The sequence below is a fragment of the Streptomyces sp. C1-1 genome, from assembly GCF_050214755.1.
In the GTDB taxonomy this organism is placed as follows: Bacteria; Actinomycetota; Actinomycetes; order Streptomycetales; family Streptomycetaceae; genus Streptomyces.
In genome coordinates this window covers 6446008-6465297 of sequence record NZ_CP189826.1, presented here as the reverse complement: position 1 = coordinate 6465297, position 19290 = coordinate 6446008, and the positions used below count along the sequence as shown (strand labels likewise).

The following is a 19290-nucleotide window of genomic DNA, read 5'->3' as shown; positions in this document are numbered from 1 at the left end:
TTTCGGGGGTGCGGAGGCTTATGCGCGAGCTTATGCCTCTATATCAACGATCCGCCGCACGAGAGGAGATCATCTCGTACGGCGGAATCGAAGAGTTACTTCATCTGCGCGGCTGGGCGTCCAGCACCTGCTGGAGCGCCTCGAACTCCTCCACGCACTTGCCGGAGCCGAGCGCCACGCTGTCCAGCGGGTCCTCGGCGATGTGGATCGGCATGCCGGTCTCGCGCCGCAGCCGCTCGTCGAGACCGCGCAGCAGGGCTCCGCCGCCGGTCAGAACGATTCCTCGGTCCATGATGTCGCCGGACAGCTCAGGCGGGCACTTGTCGAGGGTCGTCTTGACGGCGTCGACGATCGCGTTGACCGGTTCCTCGATGGCCTTGCGCACCTCTGCGGCCGAGATGACGACGGTCTTGGGCAGCCCGGACACCAGGTCCCGGCCGCGGATTTCGGTGTGTTCGTCAGCGTCGAGGTCGTACGCCGAACCGATCGTGATCTTGATCTGCTCGGCCGTCCGCTCACCCAGAAGGAGGCTGTACTCCTTCTTGATGTGCTGGATGATCGCGTTGTCCAGTTCGTCGCCCGCGACACGGATGGACTGGGCGGTGACGATGCCGCCGAGCGAGATGACCGCGACCTCCGTCGTGCCGCCGCCGATGTCCACCACCATGTTGCCCGTGGCCTCGTGGACCGGCAGGCCGGAACCGATGGCCGCGGCCATGGGCTCCTCGATGATGTGCACCTGGCGGGCGCCGGCCTGGGACGACGCCTCGATGACGGCGCGGCGCTCGACGCCGGTGATGCCCGAGGGCACACAGACGACGACCCGCGGACGAGCCAGATAACGCCGCTTGTGGATCTTCAGGATGAAGTAGCGGAGCATCCGCTCGGTGATCTCGAAGTCGGCGATCACGCCGTCCTTCAGCGGGCGGACGGCGACGATGTTGCCGGGCGTGCGGCCGATCATCTTCTTGGCTTCGGCACCGACCGCGAGGATGCCACCGGTGTTCGTGTTGATCGCGACTACGGACGGCTCGTTGAGTACGATCCCGCGACCCCTGACGTACACCAGCGTGTTGGCGGTCCCGAGGTCGACAGCCATGTCACGGCCGATGAACGACATTGAGTTCCCCATCAGGATTCGTCTGGCCTTCCTGGGAGCTTTTGAGGGCTTTTCAGGTCGGCGAAGTGGGTGCTGTGACGTGAAGGCTTCCATCGTATCGGCGCCCGCACGGACACTGCGTAAGGGTCTCCGCCATTGTCAGCAGATGCTGGGTGCGTTCGCTTGGTGAGAGGGGCGTTCGGGGGTGCTCGTTCCCTCGATCGCCACGCATATGCCAGAAAGTCCGGGGGCCCGCCCCCGGACTCGCCGGTCCGTGCGGGCGGCGCTACGCGCGGCCCGGGAAGAAGATCTTCACCTCGCGCTCGGCGGACTCCTCGGAGTCGGAGGCGTGGATCAGGTTCTCACGCACGATCACGCCGTAGTCGCCACGGATGGAGCCCGGCGCGGCGGCGATCGGGTCGGTCGGGCCGGCGAGCGCCCGCAGCCCCTCGATGACCCGCTCGCCCTCGACGATCAGCGCCACGACCGGGCCGGAGGCCATGAACTCCACCAGCGGCTCGTAGAAGGGCTTGCCCTTGTGCTCGCCGTAGTGCTGCTCCAGCGTCTCCTGGTCCAGGGTGCGCAGCTCCAACGCGGTGATCTGCCAGCCGGCCTTGCGCTCGATGCGGCTGATGATCTCGCCGGTCAGGCCACGGCGGACTGCGTCGGGCTTGAGCAGGACGAGGGTGCGCTGGCTCACTGCGGGCTCCTAGTGATCAAGAGTCGTGCGGGGTGTTCGAAGATTACAGGGCGTGTCGGGGCCTTCGTCACGCAGCGTCAGGTGTGGAGGAGCCGCTCTGGGCCGCGAATCTGGCCTTCGCCTCGTCGATCTTCCTGCCGTAGTGCACCGAGGCCCACCACAGGGCGGCGAAGACCGCGCCCAGGAAGAACATCGTCGGCACGATGAACCCGGAGGCGATCAGCGCGACCTGAAGGGCCCAGCCCAGGGCGATGCCGCCCGGGCGGGTCACCATGCCGCACAGCAGCAGGCACAGGAACATCGCGATGCCGCTGACCGTCCACACCGTCGACACGGACAGGTCCGGGTCCTTCATGGCTACCAGCCCGGCGAACCCGATCACGAAGAACTCACCGATCAGCGTCGAGGAACACAGCGTACGCACGGTGTCAGCCCCTCCCGAGGAGCAGTCGGGCCTCGCCCACGGTGATGACGGAGCCGGTGACGAGGACTCCGCCGCCCGCGAACTCGCCCTCCTCCTCGGCGAGGGTGATCGCGGCCTCCAGGGCGTCCGGCAGCCGCGGCTCGACCTGGACGCGGTCCTCGCCGAACACCTCGACGGCGATCGCGGCGAGTTCGTCGGCGTCCATCGCGCGGTGGGTGGAGTTCTGGGTGACGACGACCTCGGCGAAGATCGGCTCGAAGGCCTCCAGCAGCCCCCGCACGTTCTTGTCGCCGCTGGCGCCCACGACCCCGATCAGCCGGCTGAAGTCGAAGGCCTCGCCGACCGCCTCGGCGGTGGCGCGGGCGCCCGCCGGGTTGTGGGCCGCGTCCAGGACGACGGTCGGGGAGCGCCGTACGACCTCCAGGCGGCCCGGGGAGGACACGGACGCGAAGGCCTTGCGGACCGTGTCGATGTCGAGGGACTCGGGGCGCTGCGAGCCGACGCCGAAGAACGCCTCGACGGCGGCCAGGGCAACGGCGGCGTTGTGGGCCTGGTAGGGGCCGTGCAGGGGGAGGTAGACCTCGCCGTACTCGCCGCCGAGTCCGCGCAGGTTGAGCAGCTGGCCGCCGACGGCCACCTGACGGGAGACGACGCCGAACTCCAGGCCCTCGCGGGCCACGGTGGCGTCCACGTCGACCGCCTTCTTCAGCAGCACCTGGGCCGCGTCGACCGGCTGCTGCGCCAGGATCACGGTCGCGTCCTGCTTGATGATCCCGGACTTCTCCGTGGCGATCGCGGCGGGCGTCTCCCCGAGGCGGTCGGTGTGGTCCAGGTCGATCGGGGTGACGACGGCGACGTCCGCGTCGATGACGTTCGTGGCGTCCCAGGAGCCGCCCATGCCGACCTCGACGACGGCCACGTCCACGGGCGCGTCCGCGAAGGCCGCGTACGCCATGCCGGTGAGGACCTCGAAGAAGGAGAGCCGGTACTCCTGCGAGCCGTCCACCATCTCGACGTAGGGCTTGATGTCGTTGTACGTCTCGACGAACCGCTCGGCGGAGATCGGGGCGCCGTCCAGGCTGATGCGCTCGGTGATCGACTGGACGTGCGGGGACGTGTAGCGGCCGGTGCGCAGCTCGAAGGCGCCGAGGAGGGCCTCGATCATGCGGGCGGTGGAGGTCTTGCCGTTCGTGCCCGTGATGTGGATCGAGGGGTACGAGCGCTGGGGCTCGCCCAGCACGTCCATCAGCGCGGAGATGCGGCTGACCGACGGCTCCAGCTTCGTCTCGCCCCAGCGGGTCGCCAGGTCGGCCTCGACCTCGCGCAGGGCCTTGTCGACCTCCGGGTCCTCGGGGCGGGCAGGCACGTCGGCGCTCGGGGCTCCGCCCTGGGTGCGAAGGGTTCTGCTGCCGGCCTCGATGACCGCGAGATCGGGGTCGCGGTCCGTCTCGGCCGCGATGATCTCGTCGAAGGGGTCGCTGTCACTCACAGGGCCAGTCTAGGGCTGCGTCCGAGGGGAGGGGTGGCTGGTCCTGGTCGGCGGGCGCGGGGAGGTCTGTGGCTGGTCGCGCCCACGCGGCGGGGCCGCACATGAATACGGCCCCGCGCCCCTGCCGGGTCGGCTACTGCTGGGGCAGGCGGTCCAGCTGGGCCTGGATTCGGGTGATGTCCTCCTCCGCCTTGGCCAGGCGGGTGCGGATCTTCTCCACCACGTTGTCCGGGGCCTTCGCCAGGAACGCCTCGTTGCCCAGCTTGGCCGTCGCCTGGGCCTTCTCCTTCTCCGCCGCCGCGAGGTCCTTGGCGAGGCGCTTGCGCTCCGCCGCGACGTCGATCGTGCCGGAGAGGTCGAGGGCCACCTCGGCGCCGGCCACCGGGAGGGTCGCCGTCGCCGTGAAGGAGTCGCCTTCCGGCTGCAGGCGGAGCAGCTGGCGGATGGCGGCCTCGTGGGGCGCCAGTGCCGTGCCGTCCAGGCTGAGGCGGGCCGGGACGCGCTGGCCCGGCTGCAGGCCCTGGTCGGCGCGGAAGCGGCGGACCTCGGTGATGACCGACTGGAGCGTCTCGATCTCGCGCTCCGCGGCGTCGTCACGGAAGCCCGAGTCCTGCGGCCAGTCGGCGACGACGACGGACTCGCCGCCCGTGAGCGTGGTCCACAGGGTGTCGGTGACGAACGGGACGATCGGGTGCAGCAGCTTGAGCGTGACGTCGAGGACCTCGCCCAGGACGCGCTGGGAGACCTCGGCCGCCTCGCCGCCCGCCTGGAACGTCGTCTTGGACAGCTCGACGTACCAGTCGAAGACCTCGTCCCACGCGAAGTGGAAGAGGGCGTCGGAGAGTTTCGCGAACTGGAAGTCCTCGTAGAACGCGTCGACCTGCGCGACCGTCTTGTTGAGTCGCGAGAGGATCCAGCGGTCGGTGGCCGACAGCTTCGACGGCTCCGGCAGCGGGCCCTCGACCGTCGCGCCGTTCATCAGCGCGAAGCGGGTGGCGTTCCAGATCTTGTTGGCGAAGTTCCGCGACGCCTGGACCCAGTCCTCGCCGATCGGGACGTCCGTGCCGGGGTTGGCGCCGCGGGCCAGGGTGAAACGGACGGCGTCGGAGCCGTACTTGTCCATCCAGTCCAGCGGGTCGACCACGTTGCCGAAGGACTTCGACATCTTCTTGCCGCGCTCGTCACGGACCAGACCGGTCAACGCGATGGTGCGGAAGGGGACTTCGCCGTCCATCGCATACAGGCCGAACATCATCATCCGGGCGACCCAGAAGAAGATGATGTCGTGTCCGGTGAGCAGGACGTCGGTCGGGTAGAACTTCCGCAGGTCCTCGGTCTGTTCGGGCCAGCCCAGGGTGGAGAAGGGCCACAGGCCGGAGGAGAACCAGGTGTCGAGGACGTCGGTGTCCTGCTTCCAGCCCTCGCCGCTCGGCGGCTGCTCGTCCGGTCCGACGCAGACGACCTCGCCGTCGGGGCCGTACCAGACCGGGATGCGGTGACCCCACCACAACTGGCGCGAGATGCACCAGTCGTGCATGTTGTCGACCCAGTCGAAGTACCGCTTCGACATGTCCTCGGGGTGGATCTTGACCCGGCCGTCGCGGACCGCGTCGCCGGCCGCCTTGGCCAGCGGGCCGACCTTGACCCACCACTGCATGGACAGGCGCGGCTCGATCGTGGTCTTGCAGCGCGAGCAGTGGCCGACGGAGTGGACGTACGGGCGCTTCTCGGCGACGATCCGGCCCTGCGAGCGCAGGGCGGCGACGATGGCGCTGCGCGCCTCGAAGCGGTCCAGGCCCTGGAAGGGGCCGTGGGCGGTGATGACGGCCCGCTCGTCCATGACCGTGATCGACTCCAGGCCGTGGCGCTGGCCGATGGCGAAGTCGTTCGGGTCGTGGGCGGGGGTGACCTTGACGGCGCCGGTGCCGAACTCGGGGTCGACGTGGGTGTCGGCGACGACCGGGATGGCGCGGTCCGTCAGGGGCAGCTTGATGCGCTTGCCGACCAGGTGCTTGTAGCGCTCGTCGTCCGGGTGGACGGCGACGGCGGTGTCGCCGAGCATCGTCTCGGCGCGGGTGGTGGCGACGACCAGCGTCTGGTCACCCTCGCCGTACTTGATGGAGATGAGCTCGCCGTCGTCTTCCTGGTACTCCACCTCGATGTCCGAGATGGCCGTCAGACAGCGCGGGCACCAGTTGATGATGCGCTCGGCGCGGTAGATCAGCTCGTCGTCGTAGAGCTTCTTGAAGATGGTCTGGACGGCCTTGGACAGGCCCTCGTCCATGGTGAACCGCTCGCGGTCCCAGTCGACGCCGTCGCCGAGGCGGCGCATCTGGCCGAGGATCTTGCCGCCGTACTCCTCCTTCCACTGCCAGACGCGGTCGACGAACTCCTCGCGGCCGAGGTCGTGACGGGACTTGCCCTCCTCGGCGAGCTGCTGCTCGACCTTGTTCTGGGTGGCGATGCCGGCGTGGTCCATGCCGGGCAGCCACAGCGACTCGTAACCCTGCATGCGCTTGCGGCGCGTGAGGGCGTCCATGAGCGTGTGCTGGAAGGCGTGGCCCAGGTGGAGGCTGCCGGTGACGTTCGGCGGCGGGATGACGATGGTGTACGCCGGCTTGTCGCTCTTGGCGTCAGCGGCGAAGTACCCCTTGTCTACCCAACGCTCGTACAGCGGCCCCTCTACATCGGCCGGCGCGTACTGGGTCGGCAGTTCGGTGCTGGGCGCTGATGGCTGCTGCTGAGCGTTCTCGGTCACGGGGTCAGTTTAGGGGTGTCGCGGGGGTGTCCCGAAACGCGTTTGTTCTGTAACGGTGCGCCCCCCGATGCACTGTGCCTGCGGCGGCTGCGCCAGGATGTCAGGACCACATAAGGCATCTGGAGGGGAACCCAGAAATGAGTCACAACCAGCCGGGCCCGTACGGCGGGCAGCCCCAGCAGCCCGGGCCGTACGGCCAGCCGGGACCCTACGGCCAGCAGCCGCCGCAGGCGCCCCAGCCCGGCTACGGCTACCCCCAGCAGCCCCCGCCGCCGGCCCAGCCGGGTTACGGCTACCCGCAGACGCCGCCGCAGGGCGTGCCCCCGCAGCAGCCCGGTCCGTACGGGCAGCAGCAGCCGCCCTACGGCCAGCAGCCTTATGGGCAGCAGCCCTACACGGTTCCGCAGCCTCCGGTGCCGGGCGGCGGCAAGAAGAAGACCGGGCTGATCATCGGTGCGGTGGCGGTCGTGGCGGCCATCGGTGTCGGCGTGTACTTGGTGGTCGGCGGAGGGAGCGGCGGGGGCGGAGGCGCTGGTTCGAGCGTCGCCGACGACGGGCCGCACAAGCTGACGACGCCGTCGGTCGTGCTCACCGAGTACAAGAAGTCCAGCGGCGACAGCAACACGATGACCAAGTCCGACCTGCAGGACGCGGCGTCCTGGGGTGTCAAGGACGCCAAGGACGTCAGCGCCTCCTACGAGGTCAAGGACACGAGCAACCCGCTGGGCGGGAAGATCCTCTCGTTCGGTGGTGTCTACGGAACGATCGATGATCCCGGGAAGGCCGTTGACGCCTTCTTCAGCTTCATGAAGAACGACTCCAAGAAGGAGAACGTCACCTTCGAGGGAAGCCCGAAGGAGTACAAGCCCGCGGGGCTGAACGGCGCGATCCTCAAGTGCCAGGGGGCCAAGGTCGAGAACTCGTCCGCGGCCTCGTCCGGCATGGCGAAGGAGATGGGCGTGACGTACTGCGTCTGGGGCGACCACAGCACGCTCGGTTTCGTGATGCCGATGAAGTACTCGGACATCGCGGCGGGCAACGCGACGGATCCCACAGAGGCGGCGGCAACGACCGCCAAGCTCCGCAACGAAGTGCGCGTCAAGGCCTGACGGACATTCTGCCGTTCAACCCCGAAGGGGCCCCGGTCTGTTGACCGGGGCCCCTTCGTTCGGGTCGTTACGCCGTCTTCTGTTCGCCCGGGCCGCGGCCGTTGCGGGCGTCGCGGGGGATCAGGGTCGGGTTGACGTTGGAGTGGACGACGTCGGCCGTGATGACGACGCGGGCCACGTCCTTGCGGGACGGGACCTCGTACATCACCGACATCAGGACCTCCTCCATGATGGCGCGCAGGCCGCGCGCGCCGGTCTGGCGGAGGATGGCCTGGTCGGCGATGGCCTCCAGGGCCTCCCGCTCGAAGTCCAGCTCCACGCCGTCGAGTTCGAACAGGCGCTGGTACTGCTTGACGAGCGCGTTGCGCGGCTCCACCAGGATCTGCAGCAGCGCCTCGCGGTCCAGGTTGTGGACCGAGGTGATGACCGGCAGGCGGCCGATGAACTCGGGGATCATGCCGAACTTGACCAGGTCCTCGGGCATGACGTCCTCGAACTGGTCCTTGGCCTCCAGCTCGCGCTTGGAGCGGATCGTCGCGCCGAAGCCGATGCCCTTGGCGCCCGCCCGGGACTCGATGATCTTCTCCAGGCCCGCGAAGGCACCGCCCACGATGAACAGCACGTTCGTCGTGTCGATCTGGATGAACTCCTGGTGCGGGTGCTTGCGGCCGCCCTGGGGCGGGACGGAGGCGGTGGTGCCCTCCAGGATCTTCAGCAGGGCCTGCTGGACCCCCTCGCCCGACACGTCACGCGTGATGGAGGGGTTTTCGCTCTTCCGGGCGACCTTGTCGATCTCGTCGATGTAGATGATCCCGGTCTCGGCCTTCTTGACGTCGTAGTCCGCCGCCTGGATCAGCTTCAGCAGGATGTTCTCGACGTCCTCGCCGACATAGCCGGCCTCCGTGAGCGCCGTCGCGTCCGCGATCGCGAACGGGACGTTCAGCATGCGGGCCAGCGTCTGCGCCAGGAGGGTCTTGCCCGAGCCCGTGGGGCCGAGCAGGAGGATGTTGGACTTCGCCAACTCGATCGCGTCGTCACGGCCGCTGCCGCCGCCGTTCTCGCCGGCCTGGACGCGCTTGTAGTGGTTGTAGACCGCGACGGACAGGGCCTTCTTGGCGGCCTCCTGGCCGACCACGTAGCCCTCGAGGAACTCGTAGATCTCGCGGGGCTTGGGGAGTTCCTCCCAGCGCACCTCGCTCGTCTCCGCGAGTTCTTCCTCGATGATCTCGTTGCAGAGATCGATGCACTCGTCGCAGATGTACACACCAGGCCCTGCGATGAGCTTCTTGACCTGCTTCTGGCTCTTGCCGCAGAACGAGCACTTCAGCAGATCGCCGCCGTCACCGATGCGTGCCACGGTGTGCTTCCCCTTCGCCTGGGAGACGCCTAGATCCAGCGGCTCCTGGTGCTGCCTAATCCGACGGTACCTTGCCGGGCCCCCCGTTCGGGCCCCCCTTGGCGCGGTTCACTGTGACGTGCAGCGTGTCAAAGCACACCAACCGTGCCAAGGGGCGGCAGACGATACAGCTTCCGCCCGCTTCTTTGTCAGCGGACGGCCGCGTTGTTCATCTTCCGGGTGGAGATGATCTGGTCGATCAGGCCGTACGACAGCGCGTCCTCGGCCGTGAGGATCTTGTCGCGCTCGATGTCCTCGCGGATCTTCTCGATCGGCGTGGTCGAGTGCTTGGCCAGCATCTCCTCCAGCTGCGCACGCATCCGGAGGATCTCGTTGGCGGCGATCTCCAGGTCGGAGACCTGACCGCGGCCCGTCTCGCTGTACGGCTGGTGGATCAGCACGCGCGCGTTCGGCAGGGCCATGCGCTTGCCCGGCGTGCCGGCGGCCAGCAGGATCGCGGCGGCGGAGGCCGCCTGGCCCATGCAGACCGTCTGGATGTCGGGCTTCACGAACTGCATCGTGTCGTAGATCGCGGTCAGCGCCGTGAAGGAGCCGCCGGGGCTGTTGATGTAGACCGAGATGTCCCGGTCGGGGTCCATCGACTCCAGGCACAGCAGCTGCGCCATGACGTCGTTGGCGGAGGCGTCGTCGATCTGGACGCCGAGGAAGATCACCCGCTCCTCGAAGAGCTTCGCGTACGGGTCGTACTCACGGATGCCCTGCGAGGTGCGCTCGACGAAGCGCGGGATGACGTACCGGGACTCGGCGACGGGACCCGCGTACTCGGCGCGCGTGCGGCCGTACGGGCCGCTGCCGGGGAAGTCGTTCACTGTCTGTCTCCTAGAGGCTTGGGCGGTCGGCTGGGGGCTCGGCAGGGTGGCCTCAGGCCGCCCCGGTGCCGCCGCCGCCCGGCATACCGGCGGCCGTCGGGATGACGTCGTCGATGAGGCCGTACTCCTTGGCCTCGAAGGCGTCGAACCAGCGGTCGCGGTCCGAGTCACGGGTGATCTGCTCGACCGACTGGCCGGTGTGCTGCGAGGTGAGCTCGGCCATGCGCTTCTTGGTGTGCAGCAGCCGCTCGGCGTGGATCTTGATGTCGGAGGCCGAGCCCGCCAGGCCCGCGGAGGGCTGGTGGATCAGGATCTCGGCGTTCGGCAGCGCGAAGCGCTTGCCGGGGGTGCCCGCGCTGAGCAGGAACTGCCCCATGGAGGCCGCGAGGCCCATGGCGATGGTCACCACGTCGTTCTTGATGAACTGCATGGTGTCGTAGATCGCCATACCGGCCGTGATCGAACCGCCCGGGCTGTTGATGTACAGGTAAATGTCCTTGTCCGGGTCGGCGGCAAGGAGCAGCAGCTGTGCGGTGATCTTGTTCGCGATGTCGTCGTCGACCGGCTGGCCGAGGAAGATGATCCGCTCGTTGAGCAGCCGGTTGTAGACCTGGTCGCCGAGGCCACCACCGATGGAAGGCTCGCCGGCGGCGGAGGGCATCAGATTCGTCACGTATCCACCTGCTCGTCTTACGACGGCGCCGGGCCGTCTCACGTGTTCTCATCCGGGGGCTGGGCTAGCTCTGGGTACTCCCCTGCCCTCGTACATGGACCCTAACGCGCAGGCCGGACAGTGCCATCCCGGTTCTCGGGCTGTTCGCTGTCAGCGCATGCGCCGTAGCTCCGTGGGACGGCCGGCGGGCACGAGAGCCGGAAAGGGCCCGGGGAGCGTGTCCCCGGGCCCTTTCCCTACGACGTCTCGCGGCGCCGAGGGCGTCAGCCCTCGGTCTTCTCCGCCTCGTCGGCGTCGGTGGCGTCGGCCTCGGTCGCCTCGGCGGCGACGTCGGCGGCGGCCTCGGTCTCCTCCTCGTCGTCCAGGTCGACGACCTCGCCGTTGGTGTCCTTGACCGTGGCGGCCTCGACGACGACCGCGAGGGCCTTGCCGCGGGCGACCTCGCCGACCAGGAGCGGCACCTGGCCGCCCTCGACGACGGCCTGGGCGAACTGGTCGGGGGACATGCCGGAGGAGGCGGCGCGGCGCATGAGGTGCTCGGTGAGCTCCTCCTGGTTGACGTTCAGCTTCTCCTGCTTGACCAGCTCGTCGAGGACGAACTGGGTCTTGATGCCCTTGACCGCGGCTTCCCTGGTCTCGGCGTCGAACTCCTCGACCGTCTTGCCCTGGATCTCGAGGTACTTCTCGAGGTCGAGGCCCATCTGGCCGAGCTGGTGGTGCTCCAGGTTGTGCTTGCGGGTGTTGATCTCGTCCTCGAGCAGCTTCTCGGGGACGGGCACCTCGACGAGCTCCAGCAGCTTCTCCAGGACGCGCTCCTGGGCCTGCGTGGCCTGGTCGTACTGCTTCATGTTCTCGAGGCGCTTGCGGCTGTCCGCCTTGAGCTCCTCGAGGGTGTCGAACTCCGAGGCGAGCTGCGCGAAGTCGTCGTCCAGCTCGGGCAGTTCGCGCGCGGCGACCTGGGTGACCTTGACGGTGACCTCGGCCTCCTTGCCGGCCGCGGAGCCGCCCTTGAGCTCGGAGGTGAAGGTGGCCTCCTCGCCGGCGGACAGGCCCTTGACGGCGTCGTCGATGCCGTCGAGGAGCTCGCCGGAGCCGATCGTGTAGGAGACGCCGTCGGCGACGCCGTCCTCGAGGACCTCGCCCTCGACCTTGGCCTGCAGGTCGATCGTGACGACGTCGCCGTCCTCGGCGGCGCGCTCGACCGGGGAGGTCGAGGCGAAGCGCTCGCGGAGCTGCTCGACGGACTTCTCGATGTCCTCGTCGGTGACCTCGACGGCGTCGACCTCGACCTCGATGCCGGAGTAGTCCGGGATCTCGATGGTCGGGCGGACGTCGACCTCGGCGGTGAAGTTCAGCGTCTCGCCGTCCTTCAGCTCGGTGATGTCGACCTCGGGCTGGCCGAGGACGTCGATCTCCGCCTCGTTGACCGCCTCGGTGTAGAACTTCGGAAGCGCGTCGTTGACCGCCTCCTCCAGGACCGCACCGCGGCCGAACCGCTGGTCGATGACGCGGGCCGGGATCTTGCCCTTGCGGAAGCCCTTCACCGTGACCTGCTGGTTGATCTTCTTGTACGCCGCGTCGAGGCTGTCCTTGAGCTCCTCGAAGGGCACCTCGACAGTGAGCCGAACCCGGGTCGGGTTCAGGGTCTCCACGGCGCTCTTCACGGTTCGGTCTCCTTGATGGCTGACTGCTTGGATTCTGCCGGGGCCAGAGCGGCTCCGGCGGATCGCCGCCCGGAGGACTACTTCGTAGAGGAGAGACACACGGGCGTGCAGCTTGCATAGTAACGGCAGCGGCGACACGCCCCAAAGGTGATCACCGGGTGATCAGATGGTCGGGGTGGCGGGATTTGAACCCACGGCCTTCCGCTCCCAAAGCGGACGCGCTACCAAGCTGCGCCACACCCCGTCTGGTGCGACACGTAGGGTACATGCCCGCACGCTGTGCGACCGCCGCATTTCCCGGAGTGCCGCCGCCGGGCCGGGCCCGGCGGCGAAGGGGTGTGCGGCGAGGCGGGCCGACCCGCTACGATGCCTTCAGTGCCGCGGTCTTCCGACCTGCGGCGCGCGCTGTGCGGGCGTAGCTCAATGGTAGAGCCCCAGTCTTCCAAACTGGCTACGCGGGTTCGATTCCCGTCGCCCGCTCCACACGGCCCGGGGCCGGACCGGAGGATCATCCTCCGGTCCGGCCCCGGGCGTTTTCCGGGTGCGCGTGTCCCCGCCGGGGCCGGACCGCGTCCGGCCCCCGCCGAGGCGACCTTGTCCGAGGCGCCGCCGGGCGCGCGGAGGCGAGGGTGATCGGCGGGGCCCGGGTCAGAAGCTGATCGAGTTGATCGTTTCCGCTATCGAGTTCAGGAAGCGGTTGATCGACGGGGCCATGCCGGTCGACGCGAGGAAGAAGCCGAAGAGCACCGCGACGATGGCGGGTCCGGCCTTGATCGATCCACCCCGGATCAGGACCACCAGGATGATCGCCAACAGCAGCACCACTGACAGTGAGATGGCCACAACTGATCACACACCCTAGGTCGGTCCGCTCTCCCGGCCCGGGGGCGCATCCCCGCGCACCCCCGCCAGAACCATCGTGCCACCAACAGGGCCTGCGTATGCGGCTGGTGGGACATCGGCGCGGCACCTGTGTCACAGCTTTGCCTGAACCATACGGGCCCACGGGCACCGAGGGCCCCAACACCGGCCGTCCGCACGGCAATTCGAGGACTCACCCGCCCAGGTAATTCGGCGGGATCGTTTCCATGTCCACACAACGCGTTCGCAGATATTTCGAATTGTCGCCACGGGCACATCAAAGCGGAGAGACAGCAGACCCAGTTGTCGTGATTCATCCGGACTAATCGACCCATAAGGCCAGCGAGCGACTCCGGCGGAATGTCCCCTTCATGCCTCTTTGCCGGGACGAACCGTGAGGTCAACTCCGCGCAATTTCGGGGCACACGAAGCCTATAAGCAGGAATGACATGGACGGTTTCACGAAAAGCCACAGACAACGCTAGGGTGCCTCAGATGTTTCACGCCGCCTCGTCCCCCGGTCAGCACAGAACGCCGCTCCCTCCGGCACAGTCGCCGGCGTCGGGAGTGCCGAGTCCGCGTTCACCGCAGAGTCAGCAGGCGCGTGCGGCCCAGGAGCGACCGGCCGAGCCCGGCAAGCAGCGCGACGCCTTCTTCGACAACGCCAAGTACCTGGCGATCGTGCTGGTCGCCATGGGCCACTCCTGGGAGCCGCTGAAGGGCGACAGCCGCGTCCTGGAGGCCGTGTACACCGTCGTCTACTCCTTCCACATGCCGGCGTTCATCATCATCTCCGGCTTCTTCTCGCGCAGTTTCGACATGCGCCCCGACCGCCTCAGGCGGCTGGTCACCGGCGTCCTGGTGCCGTACGTCGTGTTCGAGACGGCGTACTCCCTGTTCAAGCGCTACGGCGACCACGACCCGAGCATGGACATCAGCCTGCTCGACCCCTGGTACCTCACCTGGTTCCTGATCGCGCTGTTCATCTGGCGCCTGACGACCCCGCTGTGGAAGACCGTCCGCCGGCCGCTGCCGCTCGCGCTCGCCGTCGCCATGCTGGCGTCCGTCTCCCCGGACATCGGCGACGACCTCGACCTGCAGCGGGTGCTGCAGTTCCTGCCGTACTTCGTGCTGGGTCTGTGCATGAAGCCGGAGCACTTCCAGAGGGTGCGCACCCGCCGGATGCGGATGCTGTCCGTGCCGGTCTTCGCGGCCGCGCTGGCCGTCGGCTGGTGGGCGGTGCCGCGGATGGACACCGCGTGGTTCTACCACCGCGACGCCGCCCAGAACCTGGCCGCGCCCTGGTGGTCCGGGCCGGTGATGACGCTGGCGCTGTTCGGCTGCTCGCTGCTGCTGACCGCCTGCTTCTTCGCCTGGGTGCCGCGCCGGCGGATGTGGTTCACGGCCCTCGGCGCGGGCACGCTGTACGGCTATCTGCTGCACGGTTTCGTGGTCAAGGCCGGTGACTTCTACGGCTGGTTCGACTACGGGTGGATGCGCCGGCCGCTCGGCGAGATCCTCGTGACGATCGCCGCGGCCGCCGTCGTCACCGTGCTGTGCACCCGCCCGGTGCAGCGGGTGTTCCGGTTCGCGATGGAACCCGAGATGAAGTGGGCCTTCAGGCCGGACTCGGTCGAGGCGGCGCGCGGCCGTGTCAACGCCCCGCGCGAGAAGGTCAACGCCTAGCCCACACCCCAGCAGGGCGCCGAGGCGTCCAGACCGAGAAGTGCGCGCATGCCGGCGTACTTCTCGGTCAGCCGTGCGCGGGTGGCCGCGTCCTCGACTCCCGCGATGCGTGCCGGGTCGGCGTTGTGGGCGAGGTCCGCGGCCTTCACCAGCCGCGCGCCGGGGGTGGCCAGGATCCGGCCGGTGTACTCCTGCGCCGGCTCCCCGTCCCGTTTGGTGAGCGCGAGCACGATGTCCTGTGTACGGGGGCTCAGTTCGAGCCCGCGCAGCCACTGCTCGGTCAGCGGTGTGTCCTCGACGGCGTCGTGCAGCCAGGCCGCCTTGAGCTGGTCCTCGTCCCCGGCGCAGGCGCGCACGCCCGCCACGACGGCGACGAGGTGCTCCACGTAGGGGCGGCCCTGCTTGTCGGTCTGGGTGGCGTGCGCCCAGCGCGCGATCCTCTCGACCTCGAGCAACGACAGTGTCATCGGCTACGCCGGCCTGGGCTGGACCGCCGTCGGGCCCTCGCGGCAGATCAGCAGCAGGGCCCGGTCGTCGTTGACGTCCTTGGCCACCGACTCGATCAGATGCCAGGCCGCGCCGTGGAAACCGCCCGCGACATACCGGTCGGCCTCCCCGGTCAGCCGGTCGATGCCCTCGACGATGTCCCGGTCGGAGGTCTCCACCAGACCGTCTGTGAACAGCATCAACACGTCCCCCGGGCGGAGCGATCCCTTCACGGGGTCGAACTGCGCGCCGTCGTACACACCGAGCAGCGGCCCCTCGGCCGCCTTCTCCTCCCAGCGGCCGCTGCCCGCGCTGAGCTGAAGGCCCGGCGGGTGGCCGGCGGTGTAGAGCTCGTAGTCGCCGGAGTCGAGGTCCAGGACGAGGTGGATCGAGGTCGCGAAGCCCTCGTCCCAGTCCTGGCGCAGCAGATAGCCGTTCGCTGCCGGGAGGAAGGCGTGCGGCGGGAGGGAGCCCAGCAGACCGCCGAAGGCGCCCGACAGCAGCAGCGCGCGGGAACCGGCGTCCATGCCCTTGCCGGACACGTCCGTCAGGACGACCTCCAGGGTGCGGCCGCCGTTCGTCCGGGCCGCGACCACGAAGTCGCCCGAGAAGGACTGGCCGCCGGCCGGGCGCAGGGCCATCTCGCGGTGCCAGCCGTCGGGCAGCTTCGGCAGCTTGCTCTGCACGCGGATGCGTTCGCGCAGGTCGAAGAGCATGGTGCCGCCGCGCCGCCAGGGCACGCCGACCCGGCTGCGGAACTGGGCCACCAGCAGGCCGAAGAAGCCACATGCGGCGACGACGAGGACCACGCCGGGGGTGACCCGCGAGGGGCCCTCCGTGTAGGGGCCCAGCTTCACCGACTCCACGATCAGCGCCGTGGCCGCCGCCGCGTACAGGCCGAGCAGGCTCGCCGGACGCAGCAGCAGGCCGCCCGCGACGATCGGGACGACCAGCAGGGCCGGCGAGCACCACACCGAGTTGGCCAGGGTCACGGCCGCGATGACCGGGATGGTCAACAGCAGCAGGCCCAGCGCGATCCACTCCGAGCCGTCCCCGCGGAAGTAGTCGACGGCGCTTCTGCGCACGCCGACCCGGGCCCGGTGCCACTGCATCTTCAACCGGGCCGTGAACGTCTCGGCTTCCGCGCGCCGCTCTCGTCCTGCTGCCATTAGTTCGGGACCTTATCCGTCGGACCCGTCACTTGGCACAGGAGGTACGACTTGTCCCCCATCCGAGGTTCAACTTCACAGTCACCGTGAAGGGCGTGAATAGACCGTTTTGTACAGGCCCGTTGAGCCTTTCGGCCTGCGACGCAAATTCCCTCGCTCCTGCGGTGCCGCCCTGATAGGCATGGTTCATGGCGACCGATGTGCGCGTACTGCGCCAGGACGAGTGGGACGAGTGGTACGACAACCTGATCCGCGCCTTCGGCGGGGTCCCGGAGTCGGACGAGGAGCGCGCGCTGTGGCGCGAGCTCACCGAGCCGGAGCGGTGCGTCGGCGTCTGGGACGGTGAGGCGTGCGTCGGGACGGCCGGGGCGTTCGCCTTCCGGCTGACCGTGCCCGGCGGGGCGGCGGTGCCGGCCGCCGGCGTCACCATGGTGTCCGTGGCCGCCACGCACCGGCGCCGGGGCGTTCTGACGTCCATGATGCGGCGCCAGTTGGACGACGTGCGGTCCTGGGGCGAGCCGCTGGCCGTGCTGACGGCCTCCGAGCCCGCGATCTACGGGCGCTTCGGATACGGGACCGCGACCTTCCACGCGAACGCCGAGATCGACACGACCCGCGTCCGGCTGTCCGTGCCGCCGGGCACGGAGGACGTACGACTGCGGTACGCGCGGCCCGAGGAGGTGCTCGACGTGTGCGAGGCGGTGTACGCCCGGCTCGTGCCGCGGCGGCCGGGGATGCTCGTGCGCGGCGCGGGCTGGGAGCGGCTGGGGGTGCTGGACCCGGCGAGCGACCGGGACGGCGCGTCGCCGCTGCAGTGCGTGCTGGCGGAGCGGGAGGGCGAGGTGGTCGGCTACGCCCGGTTCCGCGTCAAGCCGGACTGGGAGCCGACCGGTCCCGACGGCACGGTGGTGGCTCAGGACCTGGAGGCCCTGGACCCGGCGGCGCACGCGGCGTTGTGGCGGTTCCTGTTCGACATCGACCTCACGTCGAAGGTGAACACCCGGGGCCGGCCGCTGGACGAGGGCTGGCAGCACCTGGTCTCCGACATCCGGCGGTGCTCGCTGCGGGTGCGGGACTCGCTGTACGTACGGCTGGTGGACGTCGGCGCGGCGCTCCAGGCGCGGACCTATCAGGCGCCGGTGGACGTGGTGCTGGCGGTCGAGGACGCCTTCTGCCCCTGGAACGAGGGCCGTTGGCGGCTGACCGGCGACCCGAAGGGCGCCTCCTGCGCCCGCACCGAGGACGCCCCCGATCTCGCCCTGTCCGTACGGGAGTTGGGGTCGGCGTACCTCGGCGGCGTCACCCTTGAGGCGCTCGCCGCGGCCGGGCGGGTGCGGGAGCTGCGCCAGGGCGCCCTCGCGGAGGCGTCACTGGCCTTCGCGTCCACGATCGCCCCGTGGCTGCCGCACGGCTTCTAGGGCCGCTGGCAGGTGGGGCACCAGAAGAGGTTGCGGGCGGCGAGGTCGGCGGTGCGGATCTCGCCGCCGCAGATGTGGCAGGGCAGGGCGGCCCGGCGGTAGACGTAGACCTCGCCGCCGTGGTCGTCGACGCGCGGCGGGCGGCCCATCGCCTCCGGGGTGTGCTCGGGGCGGACGGTGTCGATGCGGTTGTGGCGCACGCCCTCGCGCATCAGCGCGACGAGGTCGGCCCAGATGGCGTCCCACTCGGCCGGGGTGATGTCCTTGCCCGCCCGGTAGGGGTCGATGCCGTGCCGGAAGAGGACCTCGGCGCGGTAGACGTTGCCGACGCCGGCGATCACCTTCTGGTCCATCAGCAGTGCGGCGATCGTCGTACGGCTGCGGGAGATCCGCCGGTACGCCGGCCGCGGGTCGGCGTCGGGCCGCAGCGGGTCGGGGCCGAGGCGGGCGTGTATCGCCTCCTTCTCGGCGTCCGTGAGGAGCGCGCAGGTCGTCGGGCCGCGCAGGTCTACGTACGAGGTGTCGTTCGCCAGGCGCAGCCGGACCGTGTCGGTCGGCGGGGGCGCCGGGGCGGCGCCGAAGGTCACCTTGCCGAAGAGGCCGAGGTGGATGTGGACCCAGTCGCCGTCGCGGAAGCCCAGGAAGAGGTGCTTTCCGTGGGCTTCCGTACGGGTGAGCAGGGCGCCGTCGAGCAGTGCGGCGGCGTCGGAGAACTTGCCCTGGGGGCTGGTGACGCGCGGCGCCGTGCCGGAGAAGCGGCCGGCGTAGTCCGACGCCAGCCGGTGGATCGTGTGCCCCTCTGGCACGGTGACTGTTCCTTTCCGGCCCCTTCGGCGGGGCGTCAGTCCTGCTGCGGGTGGTGCGCCGGGATCGGGGGCAGGTCACCCGTCGTCTCGTAGTCCGCGAGCATGTCGATGCGGCGGATGTGGCGCTTGTCACCGGAGAACGGGGTGCCCAGGAAGGTCTCGACGAACTTCGTCGCCTCCTCGGCCGTGTGCATGCGCGCGCCCACCGCCACGACGTTGGCGTTGTTGTGCTGGCGGCCGAGCGAGGCGGTCTCCTCGCTCCAGGCGAGCGCCGCGCGCACGCCCTTCACCTTGTTCGCGGCGATCTGCTCGCCGTTGCCGGAGCCGCCGATCACGACGCCGAGGGAGTCGGGGTCCGCGGCGGTCCGCTCGGCGGCACGCAGGCAGAAGGGCGGGTAGTCGTCCTGGGCGTCGTAGATGTGCGGGCCGCAGTCGACGGGGTCGTGGCCGGCCGCCTTCAACCACTCGACGAGGTGGTTCTTGAGTTCGAAGCCGGCATGGTCGGAGCCGAGATACACGCGCATGCCTGTGAGTGTGACACGGCCGTTTCCGGGCAGCAGCCCCGGGTGTCCGCCAGGAGGAATCCACCCCGCGCCATGGAACCTCAAGGAAACCTCAAATAACAATCCGGATTCAAAGGTTCACGAATTCCTTTGCCTCCGTTTCACTGGACCGACCCGTACACACCCCCGTGCGGGAGACCGCTCACCCGGCGCAAAGGA

General features: G+C 69.2%; 17 protein-coding genes and 2 tRNA genes. 4 read left to right on the top strand and 15 right to left on the bottom strand.

Features of this window, described 5'->3' with window-relative positions; all coding sequences use genetic code 11:
- Positions 1 to 100: 100 nt before the first annotated feature.
- The 5 genes from ACQF4J_RS29470 to ACQF4J_RS29450 form a co-directional block, all read right to left on the bottom strand.
- Positions 101 to 1120 (bottom strand): rod shape-determining protein, encoded by a 1020-nt coding sequence (locus tag ACQF4J_RS29470; protein ID WP_004931372.1) that lies wholly within the window; start codon positions 1118 to 1120, stop codon positions 101 to 103.
- Positions 1121 to 1385: 265 nt separating this feature from the next.
- Positions 1386 to 1799, bottom strand: a complete 414-nt coding sequence (ndk, locus tag ACQF4J_RS29465) for a nucleoside-diphosphate kinase (protein WP_142151946.1) — start codon at positions 1797 to 1799, stop codon at positions 1386 to 1388.
- Between the two features lie 67 nt (positions 1800 to 1866).
- A complete protein-coding gene (locus ACQF4J_RS29460) occupies positions 1867 to 2223 on the bottom strand; it encodes a DUF4233 domain-containing protein (protein ID WP_351568704.1) in 357 nt (118 codons plus the stop codon).
- Between the two features lie 4 nt (positions 2224 to 2227).
- Positions 2228 to 3712, bottom strand: coding sequence for a bifunctional tetrahydrofolate synthase/dihydrofolate synthase (gene folC / locus ACQF4J_RS29455; RefSeq protein ID WP_427167161.1), 1485 nt, complete (start codon positions 3710 to 3712; stop codon positions 2228 to 2230).
- 133 nt (positions 3713 to 3845) lie between these two features.
- A complete protein-coding gene (locus tag ACQF4J_RS29450; protein WP_427167160.1) occupies positions 3846 to 6470 on the bottom strand; it encodes a valine--tRNA ligase in 2625 nt (874 codons plus the stop codon).
- Between the two features lie 137 nt (positions 6471 to 6607).
- Between ACQF4J_RS29450 and ACQF4J_RS29445 the strand changes: the two genes are divergently transcribed.
- On the top strand, positions 6608 to 7579 hold the full coding sequence (locus tag ACQF4J_RS29445; RefSeq protein WP_351801856.1) for a hypothetical protein: 972 nt from the start codon (positions 6608 to 6610) through the stop codon (positions 7577 to 7579).
- Positions 7580 to 7646: 67 nt separating this feature from the next.
- Here ACQF4J_RS29445 and clpX read toward each other — a convergent pair whose 3' ends face one another.
- The 5 genes from clpX to ACQF4J_RS29420 all read right to left on the bottom strand — a co-directional run bounded on the left by clpX (position 7647) and on the right by ACQF4J_RS29420 (position 12386).
- Positions 7647 to 8936, bottom strand: a complete 1290-nt coding sequence (gene clpX, locus ACQF4J_RS29440; protein ID WP_058925301.1) for an ATP-dependent Clp protease ATP-binding subunit ClpX — start codon at positions 8934 to 8936, stop codon at positions 7647 to 7649.
- Between the two features lie 188 nt (positions 8937 to 9124).
- Complete coding sequence (locus tag ACQF4J_RS29435) at positions 9125 to 9805, bottom strand: ATP-dependent Clp protease proteolytic subunit (RefSeq protein ID WP_351568720.1); 681 nt, start codon at positions 9803 to 9805, stop codon at positions 9125 to 9127.
- Between the two features lie 52 nt (positions 9806 to 9857).
- Positions 9858 to 10466: an ATP-dependent Clp protease proteolytic subunit gene (locus ACQF4J_RS29430; RefSeq protein WP_055570713.1), complete on the bottom strand. Its 609-nt coding sequence runs from the start codon at positions 10464 to 10466 to the stop codon at positions 9858 to 9860.
- 275 nt (positions 10467 to 10741) lie between these two features.
- On the bottom strand, positions 10742 to 12142 hold the full coding sequence (tig, locus tag ACQF4J_RS29425) for a trigger factor (RefSeq protein WP_427167159.1): 1401 nt from the start codon (positions 12140 to 12142) through the stop codon (positions 10742 to 10744).
- A 167-nt stretch (positions 12143 to 12309) separates the two neighbouring features.
- Positions 12310 to 12386 (bottom strand) — tRNA-Pro (locus ACQF4J_RS29420).
- 165 nt (positions 12387 to 12551) lie between these two features.
- On the opposite strand from ACQF4J_RS29420, the gene ACQF4J_RS29415 reads away from it, so the two are divergent.
- Positions 12552 to 12625: transfer RNA gene (locus tag ACQF4J_RS29415), tRNA-Gly, on the top strand.
- A 165-nt stretch (positions 12626 to 12790) separates the two neighbouring features.
- On the opposite strand, the gene ACQF4J_RS29410 is transcribed toward ACQF4J_RS29415, so the two are convergent.
- Positions 12791 to 12985, bottom strand: coding sequence for a hypothetical protein (locus ACQF4J_RS29410; RefSeq protein ID WP_016435177.1), 195 nt, complete (start codon positions 12983 to 12985; stop codon positions 12791 to 12793).
- Positions 12986 to 13570: 585 nt separating this feature from the next.
- Between ACQF4J_RS29410 and ACQF4J_RS29405 the strand changes: the two genes are divergently transcribed.
- A complete protein-coding gene (locus ACQF4J_RS29405; protein ID WP_351801858.1) occupies positions 13571 to 14689 on the top strand; it encodes an acyltransferase family protein in 1119 nt (372 codons plus the stop codon).
- On the opposite strand, the gene ACQF4J_RS29400 is transcribed toward ACQF4J_RS29405, so the two are convergent.
- Both ACQF4J_RS29400 and ACQF4J_RS29395 read right to left on the bottom strand, forming a co-directional pair.
- Positions 14686 to 15156 (bottom strand): HD domain-containing protein, encoded by a 471-nt coding sequence (locus tag ACQF4J_RS29400; RefSeq protein WP_351801860.1) that lies wholly within the window; start codon positions 15154 to 15156, stop codon positions 14686 to 14688. The two genes, ACQF4J_RS29405 and ACQF4J_RS29400, sit on opposite strands and share 4 nt — an antisense overlap.
- A gap of 3 nt (positions 15157 to 15159) precedes the next feature.
- The gene (locus ACQF4J_RS29395) at positions 15160 to 16344 is read right to left on the bottom strand and encodes a PP2C family protein-serine/threonine phosphatase (protein WP_351579068.1); all 1185 of its coding nucleotides are present in this window, start codon (positions 16342 to 16344) and stop codon (positions 15160 to 15162) included.
- Between the two features lie 188 nt (positions 16345 to 16532).
- Here ACQF4J_RS29395 and ACQF4J_RS29390 point away from each other — a divergent pair, with 188 nt between their 5' ends.
- Positions 16533 to 17762 carry a GNAT family N-acetyltransferase gene (locus ACQF4J_RS29390; RefSeq protein WP_427167158.1) on the top strand — a complete coding sequence of 410 codons (1230 nt, stop codon included), beginning with the start codon at positions 16533 to 16535 and terminating at the stop codon, positions 17760 to 17762.
- On the opposite strand, the gene ACQF4J_RS29385 is transcribed toward ACQF4J_RS29390, so the two are convergent.
- Together ACQF4J_RS29385 and ACQF4J_RS29380 are read right to left on the bottom strand one after the other, a co-directional pair.
- Complete coding sequence (locus ACQF4J_RS29385; protein WP_427167157.1) at positions 17759 to 18568, bottom strand: Fpg/Nei family DNA glycosylase; 810 nt, start codon at positions 18566 to 18568, stop codon at positions 17759 to 17761. The genes ACQF4J_RS29390 and ACQF4J_RS29385 overlap by 4 nt on opposite strands.
- Before the next feature lie 35 nt (positions 18569 to 18603).
- Positions 18604 to 19092 (bottom strand): ribose-5-phosphate isomerase, encoded by a 489-nt coding sequence (locus tag ACQF4J_RS29380; RefSeq protein ID WP_351579076.1) that lies wholly within the window; start codon positions 19090 to 19092, stop codon positions 18604 to 18606.
- Positions 19093 to 19290: the final 198 nt, after the last annotated feature.

Coding starts and splice junctions, on each gene's coding strand:
- ACQF4J_RS29445 (WP_351801856.1), top strand. CDS start 6,608: ATGAGTCACAACCAGCCGGGCCCGTACGGCGGGCAGCCCCAGCAGCCC.
- ACQF4J_RS29400 (WP_351801860.1), bottom strand. CDS start 15,156: ATGACACTGTCGTTGCTCGAGGTCGAGAGGATCGCGCGCTGGGCGCAC.
- ACQF4J_RS29380 (WP_351579076.1), bottom strand. CDS start 19,092: ATGCGCGTGTATCTCGGCTCCGACCATGCCGGCTTCGAACTCAAGAAC.
- ACQF4J_RS29395 (WP_351579068.1), bottom strand. CDS start 16,344: ATGGCAGCAGGACGAGAGCGGCGCGCGGAAGCCGAGACGTTCACGGCC.
- ACQF4J_RS29390 (WP_427167158.1), top strand. CDS start 16,533: ATGGCGACCGATGTGCGCGTACTGCGCCAGGACGAGTGGGACGAGTGG.
- ACQF4J_RS29470 (WP_004931372.1), bottom strand. CDS start 1,120: ATGTCGTTCATCGGCCGTGACATGGCTGTCGACCTCGGGACCGCCAAC.
- ACQF4J_RS29430 (WP_055570713.1), bottom strand. CDS start 10,466: ATGCCCTCCGCCGCCGGCGAGCCTTCCATCGGTGGTGGCCTCGGCGAC.